Below are 24854 nucleotides of genomic sequence, written 5' to 3'. Positions count from 1 at the left end.
CTCACCCTCCCTCTCCTCCTACAAGGGGGAGAGGATTACGGTGAGGAGGAACGGCACCATTGGCTCATCGAATGGTAGTCGAACGAACACCCATGAAATCGACAGGTGAGTTCGTCATCCGCACCTCAAGAACCATATTCGTGAATTGTATTTCGTGAACATCGTTGACTTTGAAAGCACAGGCTTTTCACATTTCACACTTCACATTTCGAATTTCACGATCCCTCGCCCGGCAACCCCGCGACCTCTCTCACCTGCCGGACTTCGACCGTTCCGATGCGCGCGCCGGGAATCCGACCCGCGATCTCGATGGCTTCGCTAAGATCCTTGGCGGTAATGAGGAAATACCCGGCAATCTGCTCGTGCGTCTCCGCGAACGGTCCATCGGTGGTAAACCGTTTGCCCTCTCGAACCTGCACTTTGACTCCCGTTGTCGTCGGATGCAGCGGCGACGCATGGACATATTGTCCCTTGTCGTCGAGCTGGTGACAGAGCTGAATCGACTCCGCCAACATGCCCTGCCGCGTGGCCTCTGGAATCTTACCGAACGCTTCTTCGTCGTGATGAACCAGCAGCAGGTATTTCATGAGGCTCCCTCCATTCGCATCCCATAATCATGCGGTCGATCGGGAATCCCGGGCGCCGCGGTAGTCGCGCGGCGTTATGAGTCTGCCGATCGGGGCAGCACCGGCTTGATATCGACGATGGGCGTCCCGTCGATGGCCTCCATCGGCGCAACCCTTACTCTAAGCCCTGCGACATCCAAGACCGAAACCCGATGGAGTCCCACAGGATTGGGGCGATCCGGCGACCGCGTCGCAAACACGCCCGTCAGCGGCGCCTCCAGATTTCCGCGTGGATGCACCTGAAGCACGTCACGCTGTGCCCGGTGAAGCCACGTCAGCACGATGACCTCGTCTCCGGCGGTAAGGCCGGCCAATCCCGCCGCGACCCGCGGCGCAAGCTCCAGCCAGGCTTCGGGCGCGTCTTCGTAGCCTTGGCGTGGCGCCGCCTTGCGATCGACGAGCGTCGAACGGATGACGCCGATCGGCTCGATCCTATAGCCCGTTCCGTCCATCCTTCTGTTCCAAAGGAAACACTTCCTCGCGGAGTGGGGTTCATCCGTCGCAATGAAGCAAGGGACGACTCTCATCGCTCACGCGAGGCGAATGACGCTTGACGAATGACGCTCTTTATCCGCCGGCCATGGCCCCGACGATCAGGAACGGCTCGGCCCCCGTCGCGACCGCCTCGGGAAGAGGAGTATCCGGCGATTCATGGGAGACATCCTGCTCGCAGGCGAAAAATCTCACGAACGGCCGGCGCTTGTGCGTGACATGGTCGCGGACCGTCCCCCGCAACATGGGATAGCGGGCTTCGAGCGCGTCAAGGATCGAGCGCTGCGTGACCGGTCCATCAATATCCAACCCGACCTCGCCGTTCACGCGGGCAAGCGTGCGCAGATGTTGCGGCAGCACCACGCGAATCATCTTATATCTCGTATTTCGTGAAGCGTATTTCGCATTAGAACTGCGCGCCATTCGTCATGCGTCAATCGTCATTCGTACGGAGAGCCATGTTGTTCCCGTCGATTGACGAGTGACGGTTGACGTTTGACGATTATGACAGCGTCTGCGCTTCGACCGACAACACCGCCGGCAGATCCCGGACGATCGGCGCCCAACTGTCGCCGGCATCGGCCGAGGCATACACTTGCCCGCCGGTCGTGCCGAAATACAGGCCGCAGGGATCCAGCTCGTCGACGTCCATCGCATCGCGCAGGATATTGACGTAACAATCCTGTTGCGGCAGCCCCTTCGTCAGCGGTTCCCACTCGTTCCCACCGGTCCGGCTGCGGTACACCCGCAACTTGCCCTCGGGCGGATAATGTTCCGAGTCGCTCTTGATCGGGACCACATAGACCGTGTTCGGCTCATGGGCATGCACGGCAATCGGGAACCCGAAGTCGCTCGGCAGGTTCCCGCTGATTTCGTGCCACGACTCGCCGGCATCGTCGCTGCGGAGCACGTCCCAGTGTTTCTGCATGAACAGCACGTTCGGACGGGACGGGTGCATGGCGATGCGGTGCACGCAATGGCCGACTTCCGCATCCGGATCGGGCAGCTCATACTGAGACTTCAGGCCGCGGTTCGCCGGCCGCCAGGTCTTGCCGCCGTCATCGCTCCGGAACGCGCCGGCGGCGGAGATGGCGATGAAGATCCGCTGCGGATTCCTCCGGTCCAACAGGATCGTGTGCAGACACATCCCGCCGGCGCCCGGCTGCCAGAGATGCCCCTTCGCTTCGCGCAGTCCCGCCAACTCGTGCCACGACCGCCCGCCGTCGGTCGAACGGAATAACGCGGCATCTTCCACGCCGGCATAGACCGTGTCCGGATCGTTCAGTGATGGTTCGAGGTGCCAGACCCGCTTGAACTCCCAGGGCTTTTGCGTGCCGTCGTACCACTGGTGCGTGGTGAGCGGCCTGCCGGTCTCGGGGGACGCATCGTAGACAAACATATTGCTCTCGCCCTTCGGCATCCCATCCGGCCCCATGAGATCTTCAGGCTTGGTTCCGGGGGCGTTCCAGGTTTTTCCGCCGTCATCCGAGCGCTGAATGACCTGCCCGAACCAACTGCTCGTCTGCGAGGCATAGAGCCGGTTCGGATCCGCGGGCGATCCCTTGAGATGGTAGAGCTCCCAGCCTCCAAACAACGGCCCGTTGACGTCCCAGCGCTTGCGCGTCCCGTCCGAGGTCAAAATGAACGCCCCTTTGCGTGTCCCGACGAGCAGCCGTATCTGGCTCATGGTCTTCTCCTTTGCATGATGCACGGCCTCATTCAGCCGGTAGTTTTCGATATGCGCGATCGTCCGGATCTCGCGCAGGCGGGCTCAGCCGCAAACCGGAACATCCGCCGCACGGCGGTCCCGCTGTCGACCGTCTCCGCTCGCGCCCTTTACCCCGCCGTGTGAGCGAGCAGATCGCGGCTCGTCGCCTGTTCCGATGCGCGCCTTCTGTCCGTGCACCTCTCGGCCACGGGCCGGACTTCCACGACGCAGCCGTATTCGAGTCCAGGACACTGTTTGGCGATTTCCACCGCCTCATCGATATTGGCGACCCGAAGATAAAAGTAGCCGCCAATGGCTTCCTTGGATTCAGTGAACGGACCGTCGGTGACGATTCGGCCATGCTTGCCGGAAACGAGCTTGCCCTCAAGATGCAATGGATGCCCGCCTGTGCACCTGCCCTCCTGCTTCAGGCGCTCGAACCAATGACTCCAGTCGGACACGAACTGCTCAAATTGTTCCGGCGACAGACGCCTTTCCCAATCCGTGCCGCGAAAGAGCAATAGAAAATCGGCTTGAGGCGTTGACGTGCTCATAGTTCCTCCCTCTATAGCAATTCGTCGATACACCGACTTGTCGAAAGAGCAGCCGCACAATCGACATCGTTCCTCACTCAAAACCTTGCGCATGACGAATGGCGGTTGACGAATGCCGCTGATGGGCCTCGGACGGCTTCATGGTTGTCTCGCGTCGGCGGGCAGCCCCGGGATCTCGATGACCGGCCTGACCTCGACCGTCCCCTTGCGCGCCATGGGAATCCGCGCGGCGACAGCGATCGCCTCGTCGAGATCCTTGGCCTCGATGAGGAAATAGCCGCCGAGTTGTTCGCGCGTCTCCGCGAACGGACCGTCGGTCACGAGCCGTTTGCCGTCGCGCACCCGAACGGTGGTCGCCATCGCGGTGGGATGCAACGGGTTCGCGCCCAGATATTGTCCGTTCGAGTGAAGATCCCGCGCGAGCTGCATGGATTCCGCGTAACAGTCCTGCCGCTCGGTCTCGCTCAACGCCAGCTCGTCGCCGTAAATCAACAACAGGTATTTCATGCGAAGGCCTCCATCAATATGTGCAGGATGTGCCACCCGTAGTGTCCGATCGACGCGCCGGGGGGAGGGGAACTGTTTCCCCATGGTGCGTTGTCTCTCGATCTCAATGCAACTGCTACACCTCCAACACCGGCCGCACCTCGATCGTGCCCAGCCGCGCCGACGGCAATTTCGCGGCCACCTGGATGGCCTCATTCAGATCCCGCGCATCGATCAGGTAAAAGCCGCCAAGTTGCTCCTTGGTTGCGGCTAACGGCCCGTCGGTGGTGAAGACGATGCCGCTTCGAACCCGCACGGTCGCGGCTCTGTCTGCCGGCTGCAAGACTTCGCCGCAGCGGTAATGGCCGCTCTTCTGGATGTCGGCGGTGACGGCAACATGCTCCACCATGAGCGCATCCAGTTCGGCCTTGGACAGGGCGCGCAGCTTCGCTTCCTCCTCATAGATCAGGCACAGGTACTTCATGGTTCTGGCTCCTTGCTCCTGACTCCCGCCGGACCGGCCGCCCGCATCATCTAGTCGTTCGCGGGGCCCCAAATCGACAGGTCATGTCACGTATGCGGGAAAGAAATTTAAGCGGCCTGGAATATGGGCCGAATGTAGGGGAAGGCTCGAAAAGGCCCACTATATAATGTGGAGCCCTGCCATAATCAGCTGAGCGAATCGTGACATCGGCGTTCAAGCGCTTGCGCCGGCCCCGCCTGCCGGCGTTCTGTCTCGGCTCATAGGGTCCCCTGCCTTCCCTCCAGCGCCGTCCACTATCTCTCCGCTCGTTGGAGGTTGCTGACAGTCGGCGTGTCTCGACGCTTTTCTGAGGCAGCGTCACGGCAATCACGGATTCCCTTTGCCGAATTCGTCGTTTCCACTATGCTTGGGAACTTGGAGAAGCTGCGCGACCTTCATCTCTTGTCCCAACCATGACCCCCGAGGCCATGCCCCATGAGCATACTCCTCGTTGACGACTCACCGGATGCGCGACTGCTCATTCAAAGCATGCTCAGGGAGGCCGGCTATCGAGACGTCCTGGCCGTACGCTCCGCCGAGGAAGCGTTCGCCAAACTCGGCCTTGCGTCATCTGCCGCGAAGGCGTCCGCAATTGATCTGATTCTCATGGATATCGCCATGCCGGAAGTGGACGGCATCGAAGCCTGCCGCCGCATCAAGGGCAGTTCACAGCTCCAGGACGTTCCGATCTTGATGGTCACGGTGAGAGACAAGACGAGCTTCCTCCCGAAGGCCTTTGAGGCGGGCGCGACCGACTATATCTGCAAACCGGTGGACCGCGTCGAGTTGGTGGCGCGAGTCAGACTCGCGCTGCGGCTGAAAGAGGAGATCGATGCCCGCAAGGCATGGGAACGGGACCTCACCAAGACGGTCGAAGACATGAACCGGACCATCGAGACACTCACCATGCTGTGTAAACTCCTCCACGTCTGTCCGACTTGCAAGACACTCCACAGCAACCCCGCCTCCCTCCCAAGACTGGAGGGCTATCTCCTCGCCAACCCGGACCTCACGTTCAGCCAGGCCCTCTGTGCCGCCTGCGGCGCAAAGCCCCACTAACCCACATCATTCATGAACGCTTCTACTGCAATCGCCCTGCGACCTGTTGCGGTCAAAGAGCACCGGTGCCCCGGCTACGACGAGCTAGCATGCGAAGTCGGAGAGAAAGGGCCTTCCGCCGCGAGATGATCGAACGCGGCGGTTCAAGCGAAGCTTGGTATGGCGGGCAGGGTTCGGGATGGGGACAGACACCACGCGCAGACGCGGTGAAGGGTGTCAGTCCCCAGGCCCCGCGTGGGGGCACCCATTGCTCGTTCGGCAATCGATTGACGTTCACGGAGACCATCAGCGCCAACCGCCTCGGCGCCGTCGGCCGTCCCGGTCGATCCACTCGTCGATAACAGCCGTGCGCACCGGTTTTCTGTGCGGCCGGACTTTCAGTTTGTCCAACGCCGCCGCCTCGGCCGGGACGACTGTTTCGGCTATCGGCTGAACCGTGATGATACACTCGGTCGGCCGTACAAGGGCGAGGCTGTTCTTTCAGAACCAGCCGTTCCGGTTCACTCTGCGACATTGCTGACAGGATGCTGTCAGCAGCCCTCCGCTACGATGGCAACACCGGAATGTTCCGGCTAAGCCTGAGAGGAGGGCAACCATGACCCCTACATTTTCTGTCGAGTTGGCACCCTTCACCCTTGCTGACGGCATCCCCGAAGAGACGCTGTTGGCGGCCTCGGATCAGTTGGAGACAGAGTTTCTCGCCAAGACCGATGGCTATCTCGGACGCATGCTCCTGAAAACAGATCGCAGGCGGTGGACTGATATCGTGTTTTGGCAATCGGCCGCCCACGCGAAGCAGGCCATGAAGCAGGTTGCATCGAGCGAGGCCTGCGCACGATACTTCGCCTACATGGTCACCGAAGATCACCATGACCTCGACCACGGAGTCACCCTCTTCCAGGCGGTCAGGCGGTATGGCGGTCGAATCGTCTAGGCGCTCCTAACACATGCGACGGGCAGACCGGCTGTTTCAGATCGTGCAGTACCTGCGCTCGCGGCCGCTGACCACGGCGGAGTGGCTGGCAGCCAGGCTGGACGTTTCCAAGCGGACGGTCTATCGAGATATCAATGATCTCATTCGGTCCGGCACGCCGATCGAAGGAGAGGCAGGCGTCGGTTATGTGCTGCGGCGTAAACTCGATCTCCCGCCATTGATGTTCGATCGCACGGAATTGACCACTATTGAGCTGGGGCTCCGCTTTGTGTACGCCAACACCGAGGCGCCGCTCTCTTCCGCCGCGATCTCTGCGATGGCCAAAATCCGGAGTGTCTTGCCCGGCACCGTTGCCGCGGACATGTCGAAGAGTCCTGTCTATGTGCCTCGGCGTGAGCGAGCCCGCGAGCCGCATCTCAACAGCGTCATTTCGGCCGCCAACGACAAGCGTCGCGTGCAGCTTGACTACAAGGATGCCGAGAACAGGGAAACGAGGCGTGTGGTGTGGCCGCTCGGGGTCTTCTTCTGGGGGAGCACTTGGACGATGTTGGCTTGGTGCGAACTGCGTCGCGACTTTCGCAGTTTTCGCCTGGACCGCATGAGCGGGCTACAGATCCTCGACACATGCTTTCAGGATGTGCCGGGCAAGCGCCTGATCGACTATTTGCGATGGCTCGAGGCTACCCATGCGGTACCGCTCTCCGAGTTCGATCCGGAGGGCTAACGAATTAGGAAGACACGGAGGACAGGATGATGAAAATTACAGAAATCGCCTTTACCTGCTATCCGGTCACGGACCTGAGCCGGGCTCGCCGGTTCTACGAAGAGGTGCTGGGATTGAAAGAATCCCGGTTCTTCGGGACAGGAGACACCGGGTTCGTCGAGTACGACATCGGGCCCGGCACGCTCGCGATCGGCAACATGGCTCCTGATTGGAAGCCTTCTCCCGGCGGCGGATCGGTCGGTCTCGAAGTGGAGGATTTCGAAGCCGCGGTCGCGCGCCTGCGGTCAAGCGGCTGCACGTTCCGCCTCGAGCCGTTGGAGACGCCGGTCTGCCACATGGCTGTCGTGTCCGATCCGGATGGCAATTCCATCACGATTCATCGGCGGAAACCCGGTTGAGGGAGCGGCGGACTAGAGCTGGGCTCGTCCTTCCAGCGCCAGGAGCGCGCGCTTTTTCGCCAAGCCGCCCGCGTAGCCGGTGAGCGCGCCGTTCGAGCCGACGATACGGTGACAGGGGACGATGATGCCGATCGGGTTGCGGCCGGTGGCCGCGCCAGCGGCGCGCGCACTGCCCGGACGGCCGGCGCGGCGCGCCAGTTCCGCGTAGGGAATGGTCCTGCCGAACCCGACGCCGGCGATCGCCTTCCACACCGCGCGCTGGAACGGCGTGCCGCGCGGCGCGACCTTGACGGTAAAGCGTCTGCGCTTGCCGGCGAAATATTCCTCCAATTCATGCTTTACCTGCCGTATCGGCGCATGCCGCCCATCCCTCACCCAATCCCGTTCGATACGCGGCTGATACTTCTGCCCGGCGAAGTAGACGCCTGTCAGCGCCCTATCGTCGGCAACCAGCAACATGCGCCCGTGGGGGCTGTGATAGTAGTCGTAGTAGGACATGGTCACTCCTGTGTCATTGCATTCCAGAGGTGCATCACGGCATAAGCGCGCCATGGCCGCCAGGCTTCACCGGCTTCGAGGACGCGGCGCGCATCCCTCTCGCCCAGCGCTCTCATCACGCCGAGATCCGTGTGGGGATACGCATCGGGCCAGGCGAGCGCCCGCATGGCGATGTACTGCGCCGTCCACTCGCCGACGCCCTGCAGCGCGCGCAATCGCTCCAGCGTGGCGTCGAGATCGGCGTTGGGCAGCAGCATGAGGTCGCCGTCGGCCACGCGCGCCGCGGTGGGAAATACTATCGTGAGCGCAGCAAACGGCGTCTCGATCGGATCGCCGAGCGCGGCCGCAAAGCGGCCAGCCAGCGTCCGCGCCGCGGCCACCGCGACTTGTTGTCCAAGAATCGCGCGCACCGCCACTTCGAATCCGTCGAACGCTCCGGGGACGCGCAGACCGGGACGGCGCGATGCCAACCGGCCCAGCGCCGCCGCCACCTCAGCCGGATTGCAGGACAGGTCCATGAGCGCCTTGACCCGCGAGAGCACCGGCGGCAGCACCAAAGCGAGCGACGCAGACACAGCGACCCGCAATGCCGGCTTATTCGCCGACAACCCTACCTCTATCCACCCGAAGTAATCCTGACCCGCCGATGCTATGCGCGCCGTCCGCCGGTAGCAGGTTCCCTCGAACATCTCGACGCCGGCAATCGCCCGCGCGCCAAGAAACGCACTGACCGCCGGCCAATCATAGGGTGGGCGGAAGCTCAGTTCGAAGTTCAAGACGTCGCCAATATGTACGGCCTCGCCGTTCAGGCGCCGGCGCAACTGTGCAGGCTGCAGGCGATAGCGCTGTTTGAACAGGGCGTTGAAGCGCCGTACGCTGCCGAAGCCGCTGGCGAACGCAATTTCCGTGACCGGCAGGCCGGTGTCGGTGAGCAGGCGCTTCGCAAGGAGCAGACGTTGGGTTTGCGCAAACTCGATCGGCGATACGCCGAACTCGGCGCTGAATGCGCGCCGCAAGTGCCGGTCGGTAATGCCGAGGCGCCCCGCGATGGCCGCCAGCCCTTCAGCCTCGAGCGTCCGGTCTTCGATCAAGCTGGCCGCAGCCTGGGCCACGCGCGTCGTCGCGTCCACGCTGGCATTGCCCGGCGCCAGCTCGGGCCGGCAGCGCAGGCAGGGCCGAAAGCCGGCCACTTCAGCCGCGGCGGCGCTCGGATAGAAACGGCAGTGCTCGGGCCGCGGCGGCTTCACCGTGCAGATGGGACGGCAGTAGATGCGCGTGGACGACACGGCGACGAAGAATCGTCCGTCGAAGCGCGCATCGCGCGCCCGCAGAGCCCGGTAGCAGGTAGCGGCATCGAGCGTCATGGGTGTCATTATAGACAGGGCGAGACGACGCCTGCTCGCCATTTTCGGACATGACAACCACAGATCCACAGAAGGATAGAACCAGACGAGGTGCCGGCGCGCAATCGGGAGTGTGACTGATCACCAGACCGGGTTTCTTAAGCTGAGTACGGCGTGAGATAGGCAAGTGCCGTTGACATCGTTTGAGAAACAACGGTACGGTTTGCGTTACAGAGCAGCGGATCACGGATCATCAGATCAAGATTGTCCTCGAACGTCAGCGTACGACTCCTAATTTGAGTCTCATCCGACATTGGACAGTCGAGATTAAAGCGTGGGAATTGACCGTGGAGAACTTGACGCGGCGACTCAGGAAAGGGAAGCGCCATGATTAAGAATCGAGGACTGACGGCGATCTTGAAATCTCTTTCCCCCACACACGAGAAACGGGATGAGTATGAAGGGCGGCTTTATGCAGCCCTGACCCATCTCAACCACCATGTCAAACCAGCCATCAAGGAATGGGACCGGGTGGTGGATCGCATGCCCAATAACTGATCGTTGCGCGCATGGCTGAACTCTTCGCGCTTCTCCATCTAGCGCCCTATCGCCCTACGACTCCCCTCTCAGTCCTTTAGCTCGCTCAGCCGCCGCTGGAGAAAGCGCCGCTCCGGTTCCTGCTGCGTGAGCGAAAGGGCGCGTTCGTAAGCAGCTCTGGCGTCCGCCGTCTTCTCCAGCCGCCGGCAGAGATCCGCCCGCGCGGAATGCGCGAGGTGATAGTTCGCGAGATCGCCGCGCGCGAGGACGGCGTCGATGATGGCCAGTCCGGCCGAGGGGCCGTCGCGCATCGCCACCGCGACCGCCCGGTTCAACTCGATCACCGGCGACGGTTCCGCCTGCATCAGCAGGTCGTAGAGGCCGACGATCTGCGCCCAATCCGTGGCAGCGGCGCTGGGGGCCTGGGCATGCACCGCGGCGATCGCCGCTTGGATGCTGTAGGGCCCGATGCGGGGAGCGGACAGCGCCCGTTCCACCAGCGAGACCCCTTCGGCAATCTGCTCGCGATTCCACAGGGAGCGGTCCTGCTCCTCCAGCAGAATCAGGTCGCCCGTCGGAGAGGTGCGTGCCGCGCACCGGGAATCCTGCAGCAACATCATCGCCAGAAGGCCCATCGCTTCCGGCTCCGGGAGCAAAGCAATCAGCACCCGTCCCAGGCGGATCGCCTCGCCCGACAGATCGTGCCGCGTGAGCGACCCGCCCGACGACGCGCTGTACCCCTCGTTGAACACCAGGTAGACGACCCGGAGCACCGCCTCCAGCCGGTCCGGGAGATCGCGCTCCGACGGCACGACGTACGGAATGCGCGCGTCTCGGATCTTGGCCTTGGCCCGCACGATCCGCTGGGCGATCGTGGCCGGCTTCGTGAGAAAGGCCCGGGCGATCTCTTCGGTCGTGAGGCCGCAGACCTCCCGCAAGGTCATGGCCACTTGGGACTCCGGCGGCAGGGCCGGGTGGCAACAGGTAAAGATCAACCGCAGCCGGTCGTCTTCGACGTGCTCGTCGTCCCATTCGGCGGCGTCATCGGTGCTGGTTTCCAGTTGTTTTGCCAGTTCCGACAGCGAGGCATCGAATCGAGCCCGCCGGCGCAGACCGTCGATCGCCTTGAAGCGGCCGGTCGAGACCAGCCAGGCGCGGGGATTGGCCGGCAGGCCGTCCCGCGCCCATTGTTCCACGGCCGCGGCGAAGGCCTCGTGCAGCGCCTCCTCGGCCGTGTCAAAATCGCCGAGTAATCGGATCAACGTTGCGAGCACCTGGCGCGACTCCGAGCGATAAACCGCCTCCACCACGTCGCTCATCGGTTTGGCTGCGTCGTCGCTCACTTTCGACAATTCCTCATAGAGATCGCCTCCTGCTGGCACAAGAGACAGAAACCGGCTCTGTCACTCTGCTAAGACCGTCACCTCCGTGAGCACCGAGTTGGCAATGAAGCATTCGGCATGGGCTCGTTCATGGAGGGACACGATTTGCTCAGCGGTTGGGGGATTCGTCCCGCCGAATACGACCTGAGGACTCAAGATGACACGCGTGACCGCCAGCTTGCCCTTTGCGTTCTTTTCCAGAAACCCAACAGCCTGATCACGGTAGGCATCAACGATAAACTGTTTCTTCGAAGCGAGCGCCAAGAAGGTCAGCATATGACAACTCGACAAGGCCCCGACGAGGGCTTCTTCAGGATTCACGTGAGCGGGATTCCCACGATAGGCTGGTGCGGCTGATGCCGGAACTCGAACACCACCTTCAAATACCAACACATGGTCTCGATTATAGGACTCGTACGAGAAACTCTCCGATTCTCTCTTCCATTCTAGCGTGACCTTGTGTTCAGACATCGCTCAAGCCCTCTCTAAGGGTTACGATTTGTCCAATGAATCGCCATCCCCCGCACGGACAAACCTAACATGCTCACAGATTCTCTTCGCGGGTGCGATAACAGATTTCCAGGCGATTCCCGCTGGGGTCCTGGAAAAAGACGGCGTAGTAGGACGCCTCTTCGTACAGCGGCCCCTCGACCTGTCGCGCGCCGGCCTGAATCGCAATCGCGGCTAGCCGCTCGACCTCGCGCATGCTCTCGGCCCGGAACGCGATCCTGCATTCGTTCGCCACGTGCTGCGGCGACTCCGTCACGCCGACGAACTCGGTCGCGCCATCCGTTCCCTCCGCCTCATATTGGAGCCATCCCTCGATTTCGACCCTGCGCGTGAACCCAAGCGCGGGCAGGAGCGTCTCATAAAACGGCCGCGCCTCGGCCAGGCTGTGCACGCGGAGGTCAACGTGATCGAAACGCCGTGGCATCGGAGCAACCATAATAAAGGTCAAGAAGGCTTCAGAGAGGTAGGCTACTGCCGAGGGGTGCCTGAGTCAACGAGCGGGAGGCGGCCCGCTACCTGGACCTAATTCGTCATCGGTACCGTGTGCGCCGTCGCCACGACGCTGACGATGACAATTCCGCACCTTCATCCGTGGGTCCCGCCAACGCTCAACAAGGCGAACTAGGCGACTGCCGCACGCGGACTCTGTTTTGAAGAGTTCCAGATGCGATGAATTGACTCCCTGCGGCACCTATGCCACGATTCGAATGTGTACGACATTCGATTGGCCAAGGGCGCGGAACAAGATCTCAAGAGACTATCGGCCTTCCATCGGAACACGATCATCGACGCCATAGAACGCAGTCTCGCGAATGAACCGGCTCGGGTTTCTCGTAATCGAAAGATCTTGATGGGACTGATCCCACCGTGGACGGCCGAGCCACCAATCTGGGAGCTTAGGGTCGGCGATTACCGAGTGTTTTACGACGTGGCAGCAGAAGAGCGAGTGGTGTATATTCGAGCCATTCGGAAGAAGCCATCTGGCCGAACAACGGAAGACATCCTATGAAGAAGGCCACAGTCCAAGACCTGCGGAGACACACCGACAAGTTCGTTACTCAGGCGCAAAATGACCGAGTGGTCATTACGCGCCAAGGCAAGCCAGCCGCAGTGCTAGTGGGAGTGAGCAAACAAGATTGGGAATCAGTCGTTCTTCAGACCGACCCCAAGTTCTGGAAACTCATTCATGCTCGCCGGAAGCAGTCCACACGTTCGCTGAGCCAAGTCAAAGCAGGTCTCCGCCGGCGCAAGTAAATCATCCACTAAGTATACTTCCCCACCGTCGCGCGCGATCCCATTCCTGACGGAAGGCGCATCAAGAAGTTGCAGGGCTTCAAGGAGAGCCTGTACCGATTGAGAGCCGGCGACTATCGCGTGGTGTTCAAACGGTCCGGAACCCGCATCGACAGCGTCCGCATGTCGAGCAAACTGGACTTTGAGAGGGTCTGCTGACCGACCATGTGCGATTACAAGGCCTGACCCTTTCTCCTTCTGCCAAATATGAGTGTCAACTCAGCGACATGGCGAAATGCACGTATTAATTACGACGAATAACGCCGGCGGGTGTGCGCGTTCCGCGAGCACAGATCCCTATGCTCCTTCCAAGCTTGCTCGTACTTCTTCCCCTCGAGGGGTGGTCTGGATCTGTCCCTCAATTGCACACATTGACCGAGCACCGCCAGCAATCGAACAATGTGATTGATATTGTGTGCGCGGGCGGCGAGCAGGAGGGATAGCCCAGACCGCCCCCTCTCTCCCTAATTGGAGATCACCCTGGGCGCTTGGAGGCGACTGAGACAGTCCTGCCAGAATGTGGCCGGGTCCCTCTCGAAGATGTCGACCGAACCAGGCTGCAGCGTGGCCCAGGCCCCCTGGAGCATTTCAAATGCCAGTTGTCCCGGAGCCCACCCGGCAGAACCGGCAAATACCCGGAAGGTTTCGGTCGGTTTACCCTGCGTGATGATCTGTTCCAGGACCGCCGTGGTGCCTCCCACATAGACCCCGTCGAAAACCGGTCGCGCGTCCGCCGGAGGCTCTTTGACGCGGAACAGCAGGAGCAGGCGGGTTGGCTCGACCGGCCCGCCTGCAAACAGCCGGTAGCTGGTCCCCTTGAGCACGGTGACCTCTGGCAACGCCTCGGACAGGAGGACGTTCGTGGCGCGATTCAGCACGAGCCCTAGCGTTCCCTCGGGCCCGTGCTCCAGGATGAGCACGACAGTTTGATGAAAGTTCGTATCGTTCAGCATTGGGCTGGCGACGAGCAGCACGCCCTTCGCGACCGACGACGGCGAGAACTCGGTCCCCGCCACAGCCGGAATCGTCTCCAGGACGGCCAAGCATCCCGCGAGCAGGACACTCGCCATGACTTTCCGTGCACCAGCGAGACCCGAGGCGCCCGAGTATTCAGACATGGGCAGCATGGGGAAAGGCAATGAGGTATTTTAGACGAAGAACACCTTGTCAGGCACCATTTCACGGCGCACGGCAGTGCTCTTGGCGACTTGCTTTTCCACGGGCTCGGGCTTAGCCTAGCCCGCATTATTCATGAGCACTTCTGCTGCAATTGTGGATTCGCCGCTGCGACAAGCCAACATGCGGCTTCGGCGGCATGTTGCCGGGCGGACTCGCCGCTCGGTCGGTCAACAGACTGTTTCAAGTCTGCCTCCCTTCCTCGCGGCTCCGTGCGCCCGTCTCGCCTGGCGACTCCGCAATTTCGCGACGAACTGTCATGAATAATGCGGGCTGGGGTCATCTATTTTTGAGGAAAGCCATGGCGAAGGTGACACAGCTCAAGATTGAGTTGGAACAGGAAGAAGATGGCCGATGGATTGGTGAAGTGCCGACGTTGCCTGGTGTGATGGCTTATGGCCAGACACGAGCTGCTGCGCTCGCCGCAGTTCAAGCCTTGGCCCTTCGCGCGATGGCCGATCGTCTCGAACACAACGAAGCGGTACCTGAGGAACTGCTGAACGTCTCCTTCATTGCGGCATGAGCCGCTGGCCTTCAACACAAGCCTCCCGGGTTCTCCCCGCACTTCTCTGCATCGGTTGGCAAATCAAACGGACGACTGGTTCCCACAAAGTCCCCCAACGGACCGGCTGGCCCGATGTCGTCTTCGCATTTCACGACCGGGACGAAATCGGGCCGCGCATGCTGGCGCGTATATCCAAGGTGACGGGGCTCATGCCGGATGATCTTTGAAGGGCGCGAAACAGCGGCGATCGAATGTTCAGCCGGTTACAAGCTACGACCCGCTGGCCGTTGTGTCAACTTGAAGAGGGGCAGTGCTGAGTTCTAAGTGCTGAGTGCTGAGGGTGAACGAACAATGCTGATAGCTGACTGCTCGTAGCCTGGCTCTCGCGAGGACGACAACGGGTCCGACACCGTTTCCTATCGCCCGATGGCCACACGAAGGAATACTTCCGCATAGGTGCCGGCTGGGGTTTCGGCCATGGGATCGGCAAACACGGCGCGCCAACGGTTCAATCCCAACACCCCGTCCCCGTAAGGGATCGTTGCCACCTGACTGCGATGTTCCGCGATGGCCAGCCTCTTTTTCTCCACATAGACATCGATGTACTCCAGGCGATCCCACCTGGCGAACGGACCCCAGACTTCATAGGCCCACACCCCTCCGCTCGGCATGAGATCCGATTCAGCGGCACTTTCCCGCACCAGCCGGCCCGCCTGGCGGTGGCCCGGATGTCGATCGAGTTCTTCGTGAAGCGTGTAGACCTCGATGGGCTTGAGGCGAGTCATGACCGCGACGAGCTTCCGCCTGACTGCCACTTCATCAACCTCGTCCGCCGCGTCCGGCTGGTCACAGAAGATGACCTCCGTTACACCCAAGACCTCTGCGGCCCGCAGGGCTTCAGTCCGCCGCACGTCAGCCATTCGTTGTTCCGTCCAGCCGAAGGGGTTCGAGGCCCGGCCGCCATCTGTCACGACAAGAGAGGTAATCTCAGCGCGCTCCTCAACCAGTTTGGCGACGGTTCCTCCCATACCGATTTCCATGTCATCGGGGTGCGCGCTGACAATGAGGATCTGGCGACTCATAGGCCGACAAGAAGGCGGCAGAGCGTATAGCTTATTGTATAAGGCGTAGGGCATGGAGCAAGTGCCGATGGCATGATGCGGTCATTCGATCATGCCGCTCCCACGCGCCATGAGCGAGGCACAGAACACGATTCCGACGACTCCTGCCAACTCCACCAGCATGACCGCGCGCACTCGTCGCACCTGAGCCTCTTCAAGGCGAGGCAGGCCGCCTGCCTTGAGCTGTTTGTTCCACGACAGAAACAGCAGGGTCGGATAGAGCGAGAGCAGCGCGACGAGGAGGAAGAGCGCCGCCTTCGCGAGGAAGAACGCATTATGAAAATAGTATGAGGCGCCCTTCTCGAAGTACAACACCCGCAGCAGGCCGGCCACCAACAAGACGCCCGCCGACATTCCGTAAGCCGCATCAACACGCTGCACCCTCCGCGCTTGCCTGAGGTCGAGAGCGGCTCCGAACAGCGCGAGTTCCGCCATCAGTGCGCCCACGAGCGTGAACGCCGCGACATGGTGAAGAAAGGCCATCACTGCTGCTGTGGTCATAGGGTCATGTCCGACGGTCAAAGCGCGCAGTGCAGGGGACTGATGCGCCAGAGGAATGGGATCAGGGGAGGCGACCGCTCACAAGTGCTATGAACGGCCGCCTTGTTTCTCAGCTTTGCTTGCGTGTGTAGGTGATCTCCATCATCTTCATTTCCTTCCCGTGTCCATGCGTCCCGTACATGTCAAAGGTCTGGGTATTGTCGTCCACAATCTTCCAGACCGCGCGATGCGTCATCTGTCCCCCGTCCGGCTCAGGGTGCGATCCTTTAAGCGTGATCGTCTTGCTGTCGGGGCAGGCCGTGCCTTCCATCACAAAGATCCCCGTGCCCATGCTGTCGATCCAGGTCGAGACGTACTTCTTGCGCAGGTTGTCGTAGGCGGTGACCCCGATGCCGGTATAAGGCTGGCCCATCATGGTGCTGTTGTATTCCTGCTGGAGAAAGCGGCCATCCAGCACCATCTTCATGTCCGCCGTGCCGGTCGCTTCCGTGGGGGGCTTGCCCGGCTCCATCCATTCTTTCGTCTGGGTCGTCCAGCTCCCGGCCAGGCTCGCCAGCAACTTGTGCGGCTCGCCCGGCATGGCGAGCTTCTGATAGAGCTCCATCATCGCCTGCTGGTCCATCTGCTTTGAGGGTTTCTTTTCTTTTGCCGCCGCGAGCGATCCGGCCATGACAAGACAGAGACAGGTGAGGGTGATGAGTGTGCGTCGCATGGTTGGCCTCCTTTTGTTCAATGTTCTTTTTGAGCGATCGTCGCACGAAAAGGACTCAGCCGCAGCGCTGGTTTGGTTCCCCGAGGGAGATGCGCCGCTGCAAGACCGTTACATGGCCCGGCTCACGTCGAAGGCGGCGTAGGACTCTCCAAGAATTCTGGTGAGCACCACATCCTTGACTTCGCGGTCCAGATCGTAGCAATCGGTCACGAGCGGACCATGGAGGCCCTTGGCCACTTCCAGATCACGTCCCATCCCGAACGGCTCCAGGAAGAGGTTGAAGCCGATCCGCGCCGGAATCCGCCGACAGCGAAAGTGTTCAGGCATGGCGGCGTAGGCCACGGCCAACACGTCGAAGGGATGAAACCCCGGCTTCCCCAACATCGTGTTCCAGAACGAGAGCCACGGCTGACTGACCTCGCTCAGCCATTTGGCGGCCCCATCGCCCTCGCGCAGGCGTTCGAGATCGGCTTCGGTGACGACCAACTTCGTGGCTAGGTCGAAGGGCACGAGCGTGACGGGCGCTCCGGAGTACAGCACAATCCGGGCCGCGTCAGGATCTTGGGCAATGTTGAAGTCGCCGAAGTGGAACCACCATTGATGGCCGGGATGAAAGAGTTGGCCGGGACGCTTGCCTCCCACGAGGACAATCCGCTCGATCCGCTCCGTGAGATCCGGGCGATGCCTGAGAAGCGTCGCGATATTCGTCAGGGGTCCCAGGGCGAGGATGGTCAAGGGTTCCCGCTCCAGGGCTGCGGCCAATGCCTGCGAGGCCGGCGTCGGGCGCCAGGCCGATCCACCCCTGACCGAGCTGCCCGCGTGCAGTTGGAATGGAGCGGCGTCCGCCGGTTGTCCACCAGCCAGGCGAGCCAGGACCTCTTCAATCACGCGGTGGACCCGGCGACCGTCCTGATTGCCGAAGACCGTGCTGATCCCGCGAATGGCCAGCTCCGGGGAACGGACGGCGGCCAGCAACGCCCAACAGTCGTCGACATCGACGGTCGTGCCGGCGCCGCACGCAGGATCGGTGTCGATCCAGACCGACGCCGGCTTGGCCGTCTGCGGAGTGCCCGCGGATTGCTGTCCCGAGATCGCGCTGACCGGTATGGCATGATGCTTGGCCTCGTAAGAGGCATAGGCTAACGAGGATACTGCCCAGACCAACAGCAGGGTACAGACCAGGCCGGCGGCGGCATCCTTCTTCCACTGCGGCGGCTGTTCTCCGGGAAGAGCACGGACGCCCTTGTACAGGTGCGCGATCCCAAGAACCGTCACGACCGCAAAGGCCGAGGCTCCGACCAGCTCCACGTCCGTGCGCAGGTCTTGATTGGATAGGCTCAGGCCCGCTCCAATCGCAAAGGTCGAGGCGTACCCTGCAAGTGGCAGTTGCCAACTCAACCGAGCGTCGCTCCAGCCTTTCGAGCGCAGGTACCAGACGGCCAGCAGCGGCAAGAGGAAGGTGACCAGTTGGACCTCCTGCGGTTGATGGATCAGCGCCACGACCGCAACCGTGGAGACGGCCAGCAGGGCAAGGATCGTTCCGATGGCACGTGACGTGAAGACCTTTCGTGTCATCTGAGTCATCTCATCCGTCTTGTCCGACCCTGGATAGCCGGCAGGTTCGCGGTTCCTGCGCCACGGGGCCGGGCCTATCCGGCGACTGGCTGCCGGATTCCATCAGCCCCCGCTGGGAACGCGCGTCAGCAATTCGAGGATATGTCCGTTGGGATCGCGGAAGTAGACGCCCCGGCCGCCGTTCCAGTTGTTCAGCTTTCGATTCTCCAGATTCCACGGTTCGCTGCCGTAGGCCAGCCCCGCCTGTTGGATCCGGCTGAAAATGGCGTCGAACTCTTCATCGCTCACGTGGAAGGCATAGTGGTGGATGTCGAACCCCTCGACATCGTCGTCGAAATCCAGGGTTAAGGTCTCGTTGACCCGCACCGGCGCGAAGTATCCACTCGACCCTTCATACTTCAATCCAAAGATATCCGCGAAGAAGCGGGCCGAAGCGTCTTTATCGCGCGCCGGCACGATCGTATGATTCAACGTGATGGCCATAGTCGATCTTTCTGCATCCCTCGTGAGCTATCGGCTCCAATACGAACGCTTATCCCTTCTGCACGTGGGCCGGGTCCATCCAGAAGACTTCCCAGATATGCCCGTCGGGGTCCTCGAAGCTCCGCCCGAACATGAACCCGTAATCCTGGGGCTCGCGCGCCTCCTTCCCGCCGGCCCGGGTCGCGGCATCGGCCATCTCGTGAACCTTTGCCTTGCTTTCGACCGAAAGGGCGGTCAGGACCTCGGTGGTCTCGTGAGCATCGGCGACCTGTTTCTTGGTGAACTGCTTGATTTTTGGATGGGTCAGCAACATGGCGTAGATATCGTCGCTCATGACCATGCAGGCTGCGGTCTTGTCCGTGAATTGCGGATTGAACGAGAAGCCGATCGCTTTGAAGAACGTCATCGATTTGTCCAGATCCCTTACGGGAAGATTCACGAAGATTTTGCCGATCATGTCCGACTCCTTTTTGTGGTGGACCCCGTCATAGGCGGCACCTCTTCCGAGCTAATTCCAATTGTCGATCTTGATATCTCTCGGAGAAGGTCTGCCCTTCCCGGTTTCGACGAGTTCCTTGAGACTTATCAGGAAGACCGCCCATTTCGTGCTGCAATGGGCGGTAAACTCGCTGGACTCCTTCCACTTCCGATGGCCGAACAGGACAATCGTGAAGTCGTTCTCTTGTTTCAAATCGAAAGTGATGTCCGTACCGATCCATTCCTCGGGCCCTTTAACACACTTCCACTGGACCTTCTTGGCGGGTTCTTGCTTCACCACTTCCATGTCGAATCCGCCAATCGTCTTTCCGTTGGGGTCGCGAAACTGAAAGGAAATGATCTTCCCAACATCAGCGACGCCACTCGTGTCGGTGGTCCACCAACCGGCCAGTCCGTCGATCGTCGAGAGCGCCCTGAACACCTTGTCAGGACCAGCCTTGATTCCCACGCGATGAATAATGTCCGCCATGTCACACCTCCACATTAGGGCAACTTGAAGTTCTCAAGCGATCAGAACAGGCGCCTTCGGTTGGTTCTGGCTGCTTGTCTTATGACCCTACCCTTTAGTCGAACCGGACAGCCGGAAATCGACAATGGCCCTGAAGCCTCTGTAAGGCCTGACAACAACGACTGCCCGAGGCTGTCGGGCTCACCATGTGCAATCTTCTCATTGCCCTGTGTGTTGTCCCACCTCTGCGATTAGTCGCGCCGCCCTCGCCTGACAATGGCTTACGCGCCGCCCTTCGGCTTCATGAAAGCCTCGGCCCGTTTCGCCAGTTCATCGGGAGGCATGTCCTCCACATGCGTGGCGAAATGCCATTGATGCCCAAAGGGATCTTCGAGGCTGGCTGCGCGGTCGCCATAGAACTTGTTCTCAACCGGTCTGAGCACCGTGGCCCCGGCGGCAACCGCTCGATTGACGAACCGGTCCACGTCCTGGACGTACACCATGATACTCACGGGTGTGCCGCCGAACGACTGAGGACTCCTGCAATTCATGTCGGGGAATTCATCGGCCAGCATGATGAGCGAGGCCCCGATCTTGATTCCGCGTGGCCCACCTTTCCTTCCGGAGCCGGAATACGCATGATCTCCGTGGCTCCGAAGGCCTTCTGATAAAACTCCAATGCGCGGGTCGCGTCCTTGACGATGAGATAGGGTGTCGCGCCTTCATACCCCACGGGGATCGCGTTCACTTTGCCCGACATGGACGACCTCCTTCGTGGAAAGCCGAACGCTCTTCGCGTGACGACACACCGCTCGATCCGGCCGCACAACCCTCGTTCATGCCCGCAACGATGAGACCATCTAACTTGCCGGGAACGCCGCGCCGACGGCCGAACCTGTGCATGACATTGCGGGCTACAGCTCTCATCGGCTGAAGCCTGTTTGCCAGAACCCTCCTGACATGATCAACCTTTGCGCCTGAATGAGCGCGGTCAGGTGCAGCATGATGAAACAAGGCACCAGAAAGCCGGGGACCAACACCAGCGGCATCCGAGCCATGGGACCTGTCGTGATCTCTCCGTACTCGCCAAGCCCCAAGCCGGACGACGCCGCTCCCACACCGACCGCGACTACAAGGTCGACTATCCCGAGAAGGTTCCAGATCGCGAATGAACGGCTCGAAGCAAACTGCGGTCTGCGACTCAACGCCCAGGCGACCCATACGGCGGAAGCGCCGATCGCCATATCGCCGAGTCCGGCGGGCCAAGCAAAATGGCCGGGCAGGATCCCGTACGCGTACAACGCAAGAAAGCCGAGCCCGCCGAATCGCCACGCTTGAATCGCGGTGACAGGGACCAGATCGAGAGAGAGGATGAACCAGCGGAACGTCGGCCAGACCGAATAGAGCGTGAGGAACACCATGATCGGGAAGGTCACACCAAGAAGGATCGGCAGCGGCAAGCTCCCGGGATCCCTGTTATAGGCTCCACGGGCGGCGAGCAGCATGACCACCGCAAGCCACAGCGTCAGGATAGCGACCGCGGATGCGGTGATCTGCGACCTGTGGTGAATGTGATCCGATGACAACATCGCCGGCCTCCATGATGTATTCGGATGAGTGTTGCCCTACTTCACCCCTAGCTCCCCGCTGCCAGCAGCCCGTCGTAATCCACTTCCTCCCGCACTTCCCGCTCCGCTCGTTCCTCCTGCTCCGGGACCGTCTGATGTTGAGACGCGATCAGCGAGTAGAACACCGGGACGACGAACAGCGTGAACAAGGTGCCGACCGTCATGCCGGTGACCAGCACCATCCCAATGCTGTTGCGGGCTTCGGCCCCCGGCCCGGACACCAACACCAACGGCAGGTGTCCGAAGACCGTGGCGGCCGAGGTCATCAGCACCGGCCTTAGTCTGGTCAACGCCGCCTCGCGCAAGGCGGCCACCTTCGAGAGGCCGCGCGCTTGCAGCGTGTTTGCAAACTCCACGATGAGGATGCCGTTCTTCGCGATCAGCCCCACCAGGGTGATCAACCCGACCTGCGAGTAGATGTTGATCGTGGTGAGGTCCAGGAAACTGAACACCAGCGCGCCGGAGATCGCCAGCGGCACGGAGCCCAACAGCACGATCAACGGGTCGCGAAAACTGTGGAACTGCGCCGCCAGCACCAGATAAATGAGCACGATCGCGAACCCCAGCGTGACGGTGAGCGCCGAACCCTCTCGGCGGATGTGCCGCGACTCTCCCGCATAGTCGAGCACGACGCCCGGTCCTCCCGCCGCGGTTGCCGCCTGTTCGAGCACCCGCAGTCCCTCATCCTTCGTGACGCCCGGCTTGACCCCGCCGAAGATCCGCACCGCGTTGCGCTGCTGGAACCGGTTCAAGGTGCGCGGCGCGGTGCTCGTCTCGATCTGCGTGAAGGTCGAAACCGGCACGAGCTGGCCGCCCGGCGTCTTGATCTTGAGGTCAAGCAGCGGGCCGACGGTGGCGCGGTCCTCGTCGCCGAGTTGCGGAATCACCTTATAGCTGCGGTCGAAGAAGTTGAAGCGGTTCACGTAGGCTCCGCCGAGCATCGTCCCGAGTTCCCGGCCGACTCCGGCCAGATCCAGCCCCAGGTCGGCGAGGCGCTCGCGGTCGAGCACGACCCGCGCCTGCGGCAGGTCGATCTTCAGGTCCGTGTCCACGTACAGGAACTTTCCGCTTTGCCAGCCCGCGCCGAGCACGGCGCCGACCGTCTCCAGCATCTGTTCGGCCGGCCTGTCGCTTTGGAGCACCAGCTCGACATCGTATTGGCCCGGGGTGGGCAGGGGCGGGTCCAGGCGCGGGAACACCCGCAGGCCCGGCACCTGCGACACCGCGCCGTAGACCTCGCCGAACATCTCTTCGGTCGACCGGGCGCGCACTTTCCAATCTTGCGCGACCAGGCCGCCGAATCCTCCCCAGGCCGACGTCAGCGACCAGGTGAAATCCGTTTCCGGAAATGCCGTGATGGCATCCACGATCTTGAGGTGCTCGCGGTTGGTGGCGGCCAACGTGGAGTCGGGCGAGGCCTCGAAGAAGAGGCTGATGTGGCTCTGGTCCTCCACCGGCGCCAGTTCCTGACGCGAGAACATGTACAACGGCCAGGCGGCGACCATGATCAACAGCGACGCCGCGACAATGGCCCAGCGCATTGCCAGCGCGCCGTCGAGCAGCCTGGCGTAGGCGCGGCGCACCAGCTCGAAGCCCCGGTTGACCAGGGTGGTCAGCCGGCCCTCCTTGCCCTGCGGGTGCACGAATCGCGAGCTCATGACCGGCGAGAGCGTGAGCGCCACAATGCCTGACACGACCACGGCGGCGGCCAGGGTGATGGCAAATTCAAGAAACAGCGACCCGGTGAGGCCGCCCTGAAAGCCGATCGGCGCATACACCGTGGCCAGCGTGATCGTCATCGCGATGATCGGGCTGAGCAATTCCCTTGCGCCGATCAGCGCCGCATCGATCCGCGACTTGCCCCGGCGCACGTGCCGCTCGACGTTTTCCACGACCACGATCGCGTCATCCACGACGAGTCCGACCGAGAGCACGATCGCGAGGATCGTCAGCAGGTTCAGGCTGAACCCGAACGCGAGCATGACGATCGCCGCGCCGATCAGCGAGACCGGCATGGCGAGCAGCGGCACCAGCGCGGTGCGCACCGAGCCCATGAACAGGAACACCGCCAACCCGACGATCGCGATCGTCTCCGCCAGCGTCTTCGTGATCTCTTCCAGCGCATTCCTCATGAACATCGTGCCGTCCCACACCAGCCGCATGTCGATGTCCTTGGGCAGCGTGGGCCTGATGCGGTCCATCTCCTCGCGCAGCCGCTGTGCGACCTCGATCTCGTTGGAGCCGACCAGCGGCCACACGCCCAGATAGACGCCTTCCTTCGCGCCGTACTTGGCGATGACCTCGGCCTCTTCGGCCCCGAGTTCGACCCGCGCCACGTCGCTCAGTCGCACGATGGCGCCCCCGCGGTCGGCGACGATCAGGTTCTCGAACTCCTCGGCGGAACGCAGGTCGGTGTTCGCGAGCAGGTTGACCTGCACGAGATTGCCCTTCGTCCGTCCGACCGCGGCCAGGTAGTTATTGCGCCGCAGGGATTCCTGCACGTCGCCGGGAGAAAGGTTGAACAGGGCCAGGCGATCGGGGTCGATCCAGACGCGCATGGCGATCTGCCGGCCTCCCTCGATCGTCACGCGCTGAACGCCGGGCAGTGTGGCCAGTTGCGGCTGCAACGTGCGGAGCAGCCAGTCGGTGACGGCCGGCACGCTCCGTTCTGTCGACGTGAAGCTCAGGTAAAACGAGGCGTAGGGCCGGTCCGCCCGTTGCACCTCGACCACAGGCGGCTCGGCCTCCTGAGGCAGCTCAGATCGGACCTGCTGGAGCCGGGCCGTGACCTCGGCCAGCGCCGCCGTGCTGCTGTGGTTGAGCTTCAGGTGCACCGTCACGGTGCTGAGGCCGGCGCGGCTGGTCGATTCCAGATAGTCCACCCCGCTGATCGCCGACACGACGCGCTCGATCGGCGTGGTCAGGAAGCCGCGCACGGTTTCGGCGCTGGCGCCGTAATAGACCGTCGTGATGATGACCGACGAACTTTCGATCTTCGGATATTGCTGCACCGGCAGGACGGTCAGCGCCCGCCACCCGACCAGCACGATGACGAGGTTGACGACCACCGCCAGCACGGGATGTTTGATGAAGGTATCGGTGAACGAACGCATCTGACGGTCCTTCTCTCGGAAGCCTTC

Annotated in this window: 31 protein-coding genes and 1 pseudogene; 9 read left to right on the top strand and 23 right to left on the bottom strand. The window is 61.8% G+C overall.

Annotated features, from left to right (window positions below):
• Positions 1 to 215: 215 nt before the first annotated feature.
• The 7 genes from QWI75_RS00850 to QWI75_RS00820 all read right to left on the bottom strand — a co-directional run bounded on the left by QWI75_RS00850 (position 216) and on the right by QWI75_RS00820 (position 4350).
• Positions 216 to 587 (bottom strand): YciI family protein, encoded by a 372-nt coding sequence (locus tag QWI75_RS00850; RefSeq protein WP_289266790.1) that lies wholly within the window; start codon positions 585 to 587, stop codon positions 216 to 218.
• 74 nt (positions 588 to 661) lie between these two features.
• Entirely contained in the window at positions 662 to 1078 is a 417-nt protein-coding gene (gene tsaA / locus QWI75_RS00845; RefSeq protein ID WP_289266789.1) for a tRNA (N6-threonylcarbamoyladenosine(37)-N6)-methyltransferase TrmO, read from the bottom strand.
• A 115-nt stretch (positions 1079 to 1193) separates the two neighbouring features.
• A complete protein-coding gene (locus QWI75_RS00840) occupies positions 1194 to 1490 on the bottom strand; it encodes a MoaD/ThiS family protein (protein ID WP_289266788.1) in 297 nt (98 codons plus the stop codon).
• Positions 1491 to 1620: 130 nt separating this feature from the next.
• The gene (locus tag QWI75_RS00835) at positions 1621 to 2805 is read right to left on the bottom strand and encodes a WD40/YVTN/BNR-like repeat-containing protein (RefSeq protein WP_289266787.1); all 1185 of its coding nucleotides are present in this window, start codon (positions 2803 to 2805) and stop codon (positions 1621 to 1623) included.
• Positions 2806 to 2954: 149 nt separating this feature from the next.
• On the bottom strand, positions 2955 to 3473 hold the full coding sequence (locus tag QWI75_RS00830; RefSeq protein ID WP_289266786.1) for a YciI family protein: 519 nt from the start codon (positions 3471 to 3473) through the stop codon (positions 2955 to 2957).
• Positions 3474 to 3518: 45 nt separating this feature from the next.
• Positions 3519 to 3887, bottom strand: a complete 369-nt coding sequence (locus QWI75_RS00825) for a YciI family protein (protein ID WP_289266785.1) — start codon at positions 3885 to 3887, stop codon at positions 3519 to 3521.
• A 115-nt stretch (positions 3888 to 4002) separates the two neighbouring features.
• Positions 4003 to 4350, bottom strand: a complete 348-nt coding sequence (locus QWI75_RS00820) for a YciI family protein (protein WP_289266784.1) — start codon at positions 4348 to 4350, stop codon at positions 4003 to 4005.
• A 474-nt stretch (positions 4351 to 4824) separates the two neighbouring features.
• Here QWI75_RS00820 and QWI75_RS00815 point away from each other — a divergent pair, with 474 nt between their 5' ends.
• The 4 genes from QWI75_RS00815 to QWI75_RS00800 all read left to right on the top strand — a co-directional run bounded on the left by QWI75_RS00815 (position 4825) and on the right by QWI75_RS00800 (position 7504).
• Positions 4825 to 5448 carry a response regulator gene (locus QWI75_RS00815; protein WP_289266783.1) on the top strand — a complete coding sequence of 208 codons (624 nt, stop codon included), beginning with the start codon at positions 4825 to 4827 and terminating at the stop codon, positions 5446 to 5448.
• 595 nt (positions 5449 to 6043) lie between these two features.
• Positions 6044 to 6382: a hypothetical protein gene (locus QWI75_RS00810; protein WP_289266782.1), complete on the top strand. Its 339-nt coding sequence runs from the start codon at positions 6044 to 6046 to the stop codon at positions 6380 to 6382.
• A 13-nt stretch (positions 6383 to 6395) separates the two neighbouring features.
• On the top strand, positions 6396 to 7106 hold the full coding sequence (locus QWI75_RS00805) for a helix-turn-helix transcriptional regulator (RefSeq protein WP_289266781.1): 711 nt from the start codon (positions 6396 to 6398) through the stop codon (positions 7104 to 7106).
• 26 nt (positions 7107 to 7132) lie between these two features.
• Positions 7133 to 7504 (top strand): VOC family protein, encoded by a 372-nt coding sequence (locus QWI75_RS00800; protein WP_289266780.1) that lies wholly within the window; start codon positions 7133 to 7135, stop codon positions 7502 to 7504.
• A gap of 12 nt (positions 7505 to 7516) precedes the next feature.
• Here QWI75_RS00800 and QWI75_RS00795 read toward each other — a convergent pair whose 3' ends face one another.
• A complete protein-coding gene (locus QWI75_RS00795; RefSeq protein WP_289266779.1) occupies positions 7517 to 8002 on the bottom strand; it encodes a methylated-DNA--[protein]-cysteine S-methyltransferase in 486 nt (161 codons plus the stop codon).
• Between the two features lie 2 nt (positions 8003 to 8004).
• Entirely contained in the window at positions 8005 to 9366 is a 1362-nt protein-coding gene (locus QWI75_RS00790; protein ID WP_289266778.1) for an AlkA N-terminal domain-containing protein, read from the bottom strand.
• 366 nt (positions 9367 to 9732) lie between these two features.
• Here QWI75_RS00790 and QWI75_RS00785 point away from each other — a divergent pair, with 366 nt between their 5' ends.
• Positions 9733 to 9903: a hypothetical protein gene (locus QWI75_RS00785; RefSeq protein WP_289266777.1), complete on the top strand. Its 171-nt coding sequence runs from the start codon at positions 9733 to 9735 to the stop codon at positions 9901 to 9903.
• Between the two features lie 68 nt (positions 9904 to 9971).
• Here QWI75_RS00785 and QWI75_RS00780 read toward each other — a convergent pair whose 3' ends face one another.
• From QWI75_RS00780 to QWI75_RS00770, 3 genes are all read right to left on the bottom strand, one after another.
• Positions 9972 to 11201, bottom strand: coding sequence for an RNA polymerase sigma factor (locus QWI75_RS00780; RefSeq protein WP_370693605.1), 1230 nt, complete (start codon positions 11199 to 11201; stop codon positions 9972 to 9974).
• Between the two features lie 84 nt (positions 11202 to 11285).
• Positions 11286 to 11735, bottom strand: a complete 450-nt coding sequence (locus QWI75_RS00775; RefSeq protein WP_289266775.1) for an OsmC family protein — start codon at positions 11733 to 11735, stop codon at positions 11286 to 11288.
• A 73-nt stretch (positions 11736 to 11808) separates the two neighbouring features.
• The gene (locus tag QWI75_RS00770; protein WP_289266774.1) at positions 11809 to 12198 is read right to left on the bottom strand and encodes a VOC family protein; all 390 of its coding nucleotides are present in this window, start codon (positions 12196 to 12198) and stop codon (positions 11809 to 11811) included.
• A 285-nt stretch (positions 12199 to 12483) separates the two neighbouring features.
• On the opposite strand from QWI75_RS00770, the gene QWI75_RS22570 reads away from it, so the two are divergent.
• Both QWI75_RS22570 and QWI75_RS22565 read left to right on the top strand, forming a co-directional pair.
• A complete protein-coding gene (locus QWI75_RS22570; protein ID WP_370693533.1) occupies positions 12484 to 12783 on the top strand; it encodes a type II toxin-antitoxin system RelE family toxin in 300 nt (99 codons plus the stop codon).
• Entirely contained in the window at positions 12780 to 13028 is a 249-nt protein-coding gene (locus QWI75_RS22565) for a type II toxin-antitoxin system Phd/YefM family antitoxin (protein WP_370693532.1), read from the top strand. Before QWI75_RS22570 ends, QWI75_RS22565 begins: the two co-directional genes overlap by 4 nt.
• 503 nt (positions 13029 to 13531) lie before the next feature.
• Here QWI75_RS22565 and QWI75_RS00765 read toward each other — a convergent pair.
• Positions 13532 to 14137, bottom strand: coding sequence for a YqgE/AlgH family protein (locus tag QWI75_RS00765; protein ID WP_289266773.1), 606 nt, complete (start codon positions 14135 to 14137; stop codon positions 13532 to 13534).
• Between the two features lie 365 nt (positions 14138 to 14502).
• Here QWI75_RS00765 and QWI75_RS00760 point away from each other — a divergent pair, with 365 nt between their 5' ends.
• Positions 14503 to 14766, top strand: a complete 264-nt coding sequence (locus tag QWI75_RS00760; RefSeq protein ID WP_289266772.1) for a type II toxin-antitoxin system HicB family antitoxin — start codon at positions 14503 to 14505, stop codon at positions 14764 to 14766.
• Positions 14763 to 14975 carry a type II toxin-antitoxin system HicA family toxin gene (locus QWI75_RS00755; protein ID WP_289266771.1) on the top strand — a complete coding sequence of 71 codons (213 nt, stop codon included), beginning with the start codon at positions 14763 to 14765 and terminating at the stop codon, positions 14973 to 14975. The genes QWI75_RS00760 and QWI75_RS00755 overlap by 4 nt, the downstream gene beginning before the upstream one ends.
• A gap of 189 nt (positions 14976 to 15164) precedes the next feature.
• On the opposite strand, the gene QWI75_RS00750 is transcribed toward QWI75_RS00755, so the two are convergent.
• The 10 genes and pseudogenes from QWI75_RS00750 to QWI75_RS00700 form a co-directional block, all read right to left on the bottom strand.
• Positions 15165 to 15830: a PIG-L deacetylase family protein gene (locus QWI75_RS00750; protein WP_289266770.1), complete on the bottom strand. Its 666-nt coding sequence runs from the start codon at positions 15828 to 15830 to the stop codon at positions 15165 to 15167.
• Positions 15831 to 15911: 81 nt separating this feature from the next.
• Complete coding sequence (locus tag QWI75_RS00745; RefSeq protein ID WP_289266769.1) at positions 15912 to 16370, bottom strand: DUF2214 family protein; 459 nt, start codon at positions 16368 to 16370, stop codon at positions 15912 to 15914.
• Between the two features lie 109 nt (positions 16371 to 16479).
• On the bottom strand, positions 16480 to 17082 hold the full coding sequence (locus QWI75_RS00740) for a DUF1579 domain-containing protein (RefSeq protein ID WP_289266768.1): 603 nt from the start codon (positions 17080 to 17082) through the stop codon (positions 16480 to 16482).
• A 108-nt stretch (positions 17083 to 17190) separates the two neighbouring features.
• The gene (locus tag QWI75_RS00735; RefSeq protein ID WP_289266767.1) at positions 17191 to 18657 is read right to left on the bottom strand and encodes a nucleoside hydrolase; all 1467 of its coding nucleotides are present in this window, start codon (positions 18655 to 18657) and stop codon (positions 17191 to 17193) included.
• 102 nt (positions 18658 to 18759) lie between these two features.
• Positions 18760 to 19140, bottom strand: a complete 381-nt coding sequence (locus tag QWI75_RS00730; protein ID WP_289266766.1) for a VOC family protein — start codon at positions 19138 to 19140, stop codon at positions 18760 to 18762.
• Positions 19141 to 19189: 49 nt separating this feature from the next.
• Positions 19190 to 19597, bottom strand: coding sequence for a VOC family protein (locus QWI75_RS00725; protein WP_289266765.1), 408 nt, complete (start codon positions 19595 to 19597; stop codon positions 19190 to 19192).
• A 51-nt stretch (positions 19598 to 19648) separates the two neighbouring features.
• Complete coding sequence (locus QWI75_RS00720; protein ID WP_289266764.1) at positions 19649 to 20107, bottom strand: SRPBCC family protein; 459 nt, start codon at positions 20105 to 20107, stop codon at positions 19649 to 19651.
• A gap of 260 nt (positions 20108 to 20367) precedes the next feature.
• Positions 20368 to 20846, bottom strand: a pseudogene (locus tag QWI75_RS22560) (VOC family protein).
• Positions 20847 to 21009: 163 nt separating this feature from the next.
• Positions 21010 to 21546, bottom strand: coding sequence for a DUF8737 domain-containing protein (locus QWI75_RS00705; protein ID WP_289266761.1), 537 nt, complete (start codon positions 21544 to 21546; stop codon positions 21010 to 21012).
• A 176-nt stretch (positions 21547 to 21722) separates the two neighbouring features.
• Positions 21723 to 24827, bottom strand: coding sequence for an efflux RND transporter permease subunit (locus tag QWI75_RS00700; protein ID WP_289266760.1), 3105 nt, complete (start codon positions 24825 to 24827; stop codon positions 21723 to 21725).
• Between the last annotated feature and the right edge of the window lie 27 nt (positions 24828 to 24854).

Origin of the sequence: Nitrospira tepida, assembly GCF_947241125.1 — a bacterium.
Lineage (GTDB): Bacteria > Nitrospirota > Nitrospiria > Nitrospirales > Nitrospiraceae > Nitrospira_G > Nitrospira_G tepida.
The sequence above is the reverse complement of the archived record's forward strand: the minus strand, read 5'-3'. Positions and strand labels throughout refer to the sequence as shown.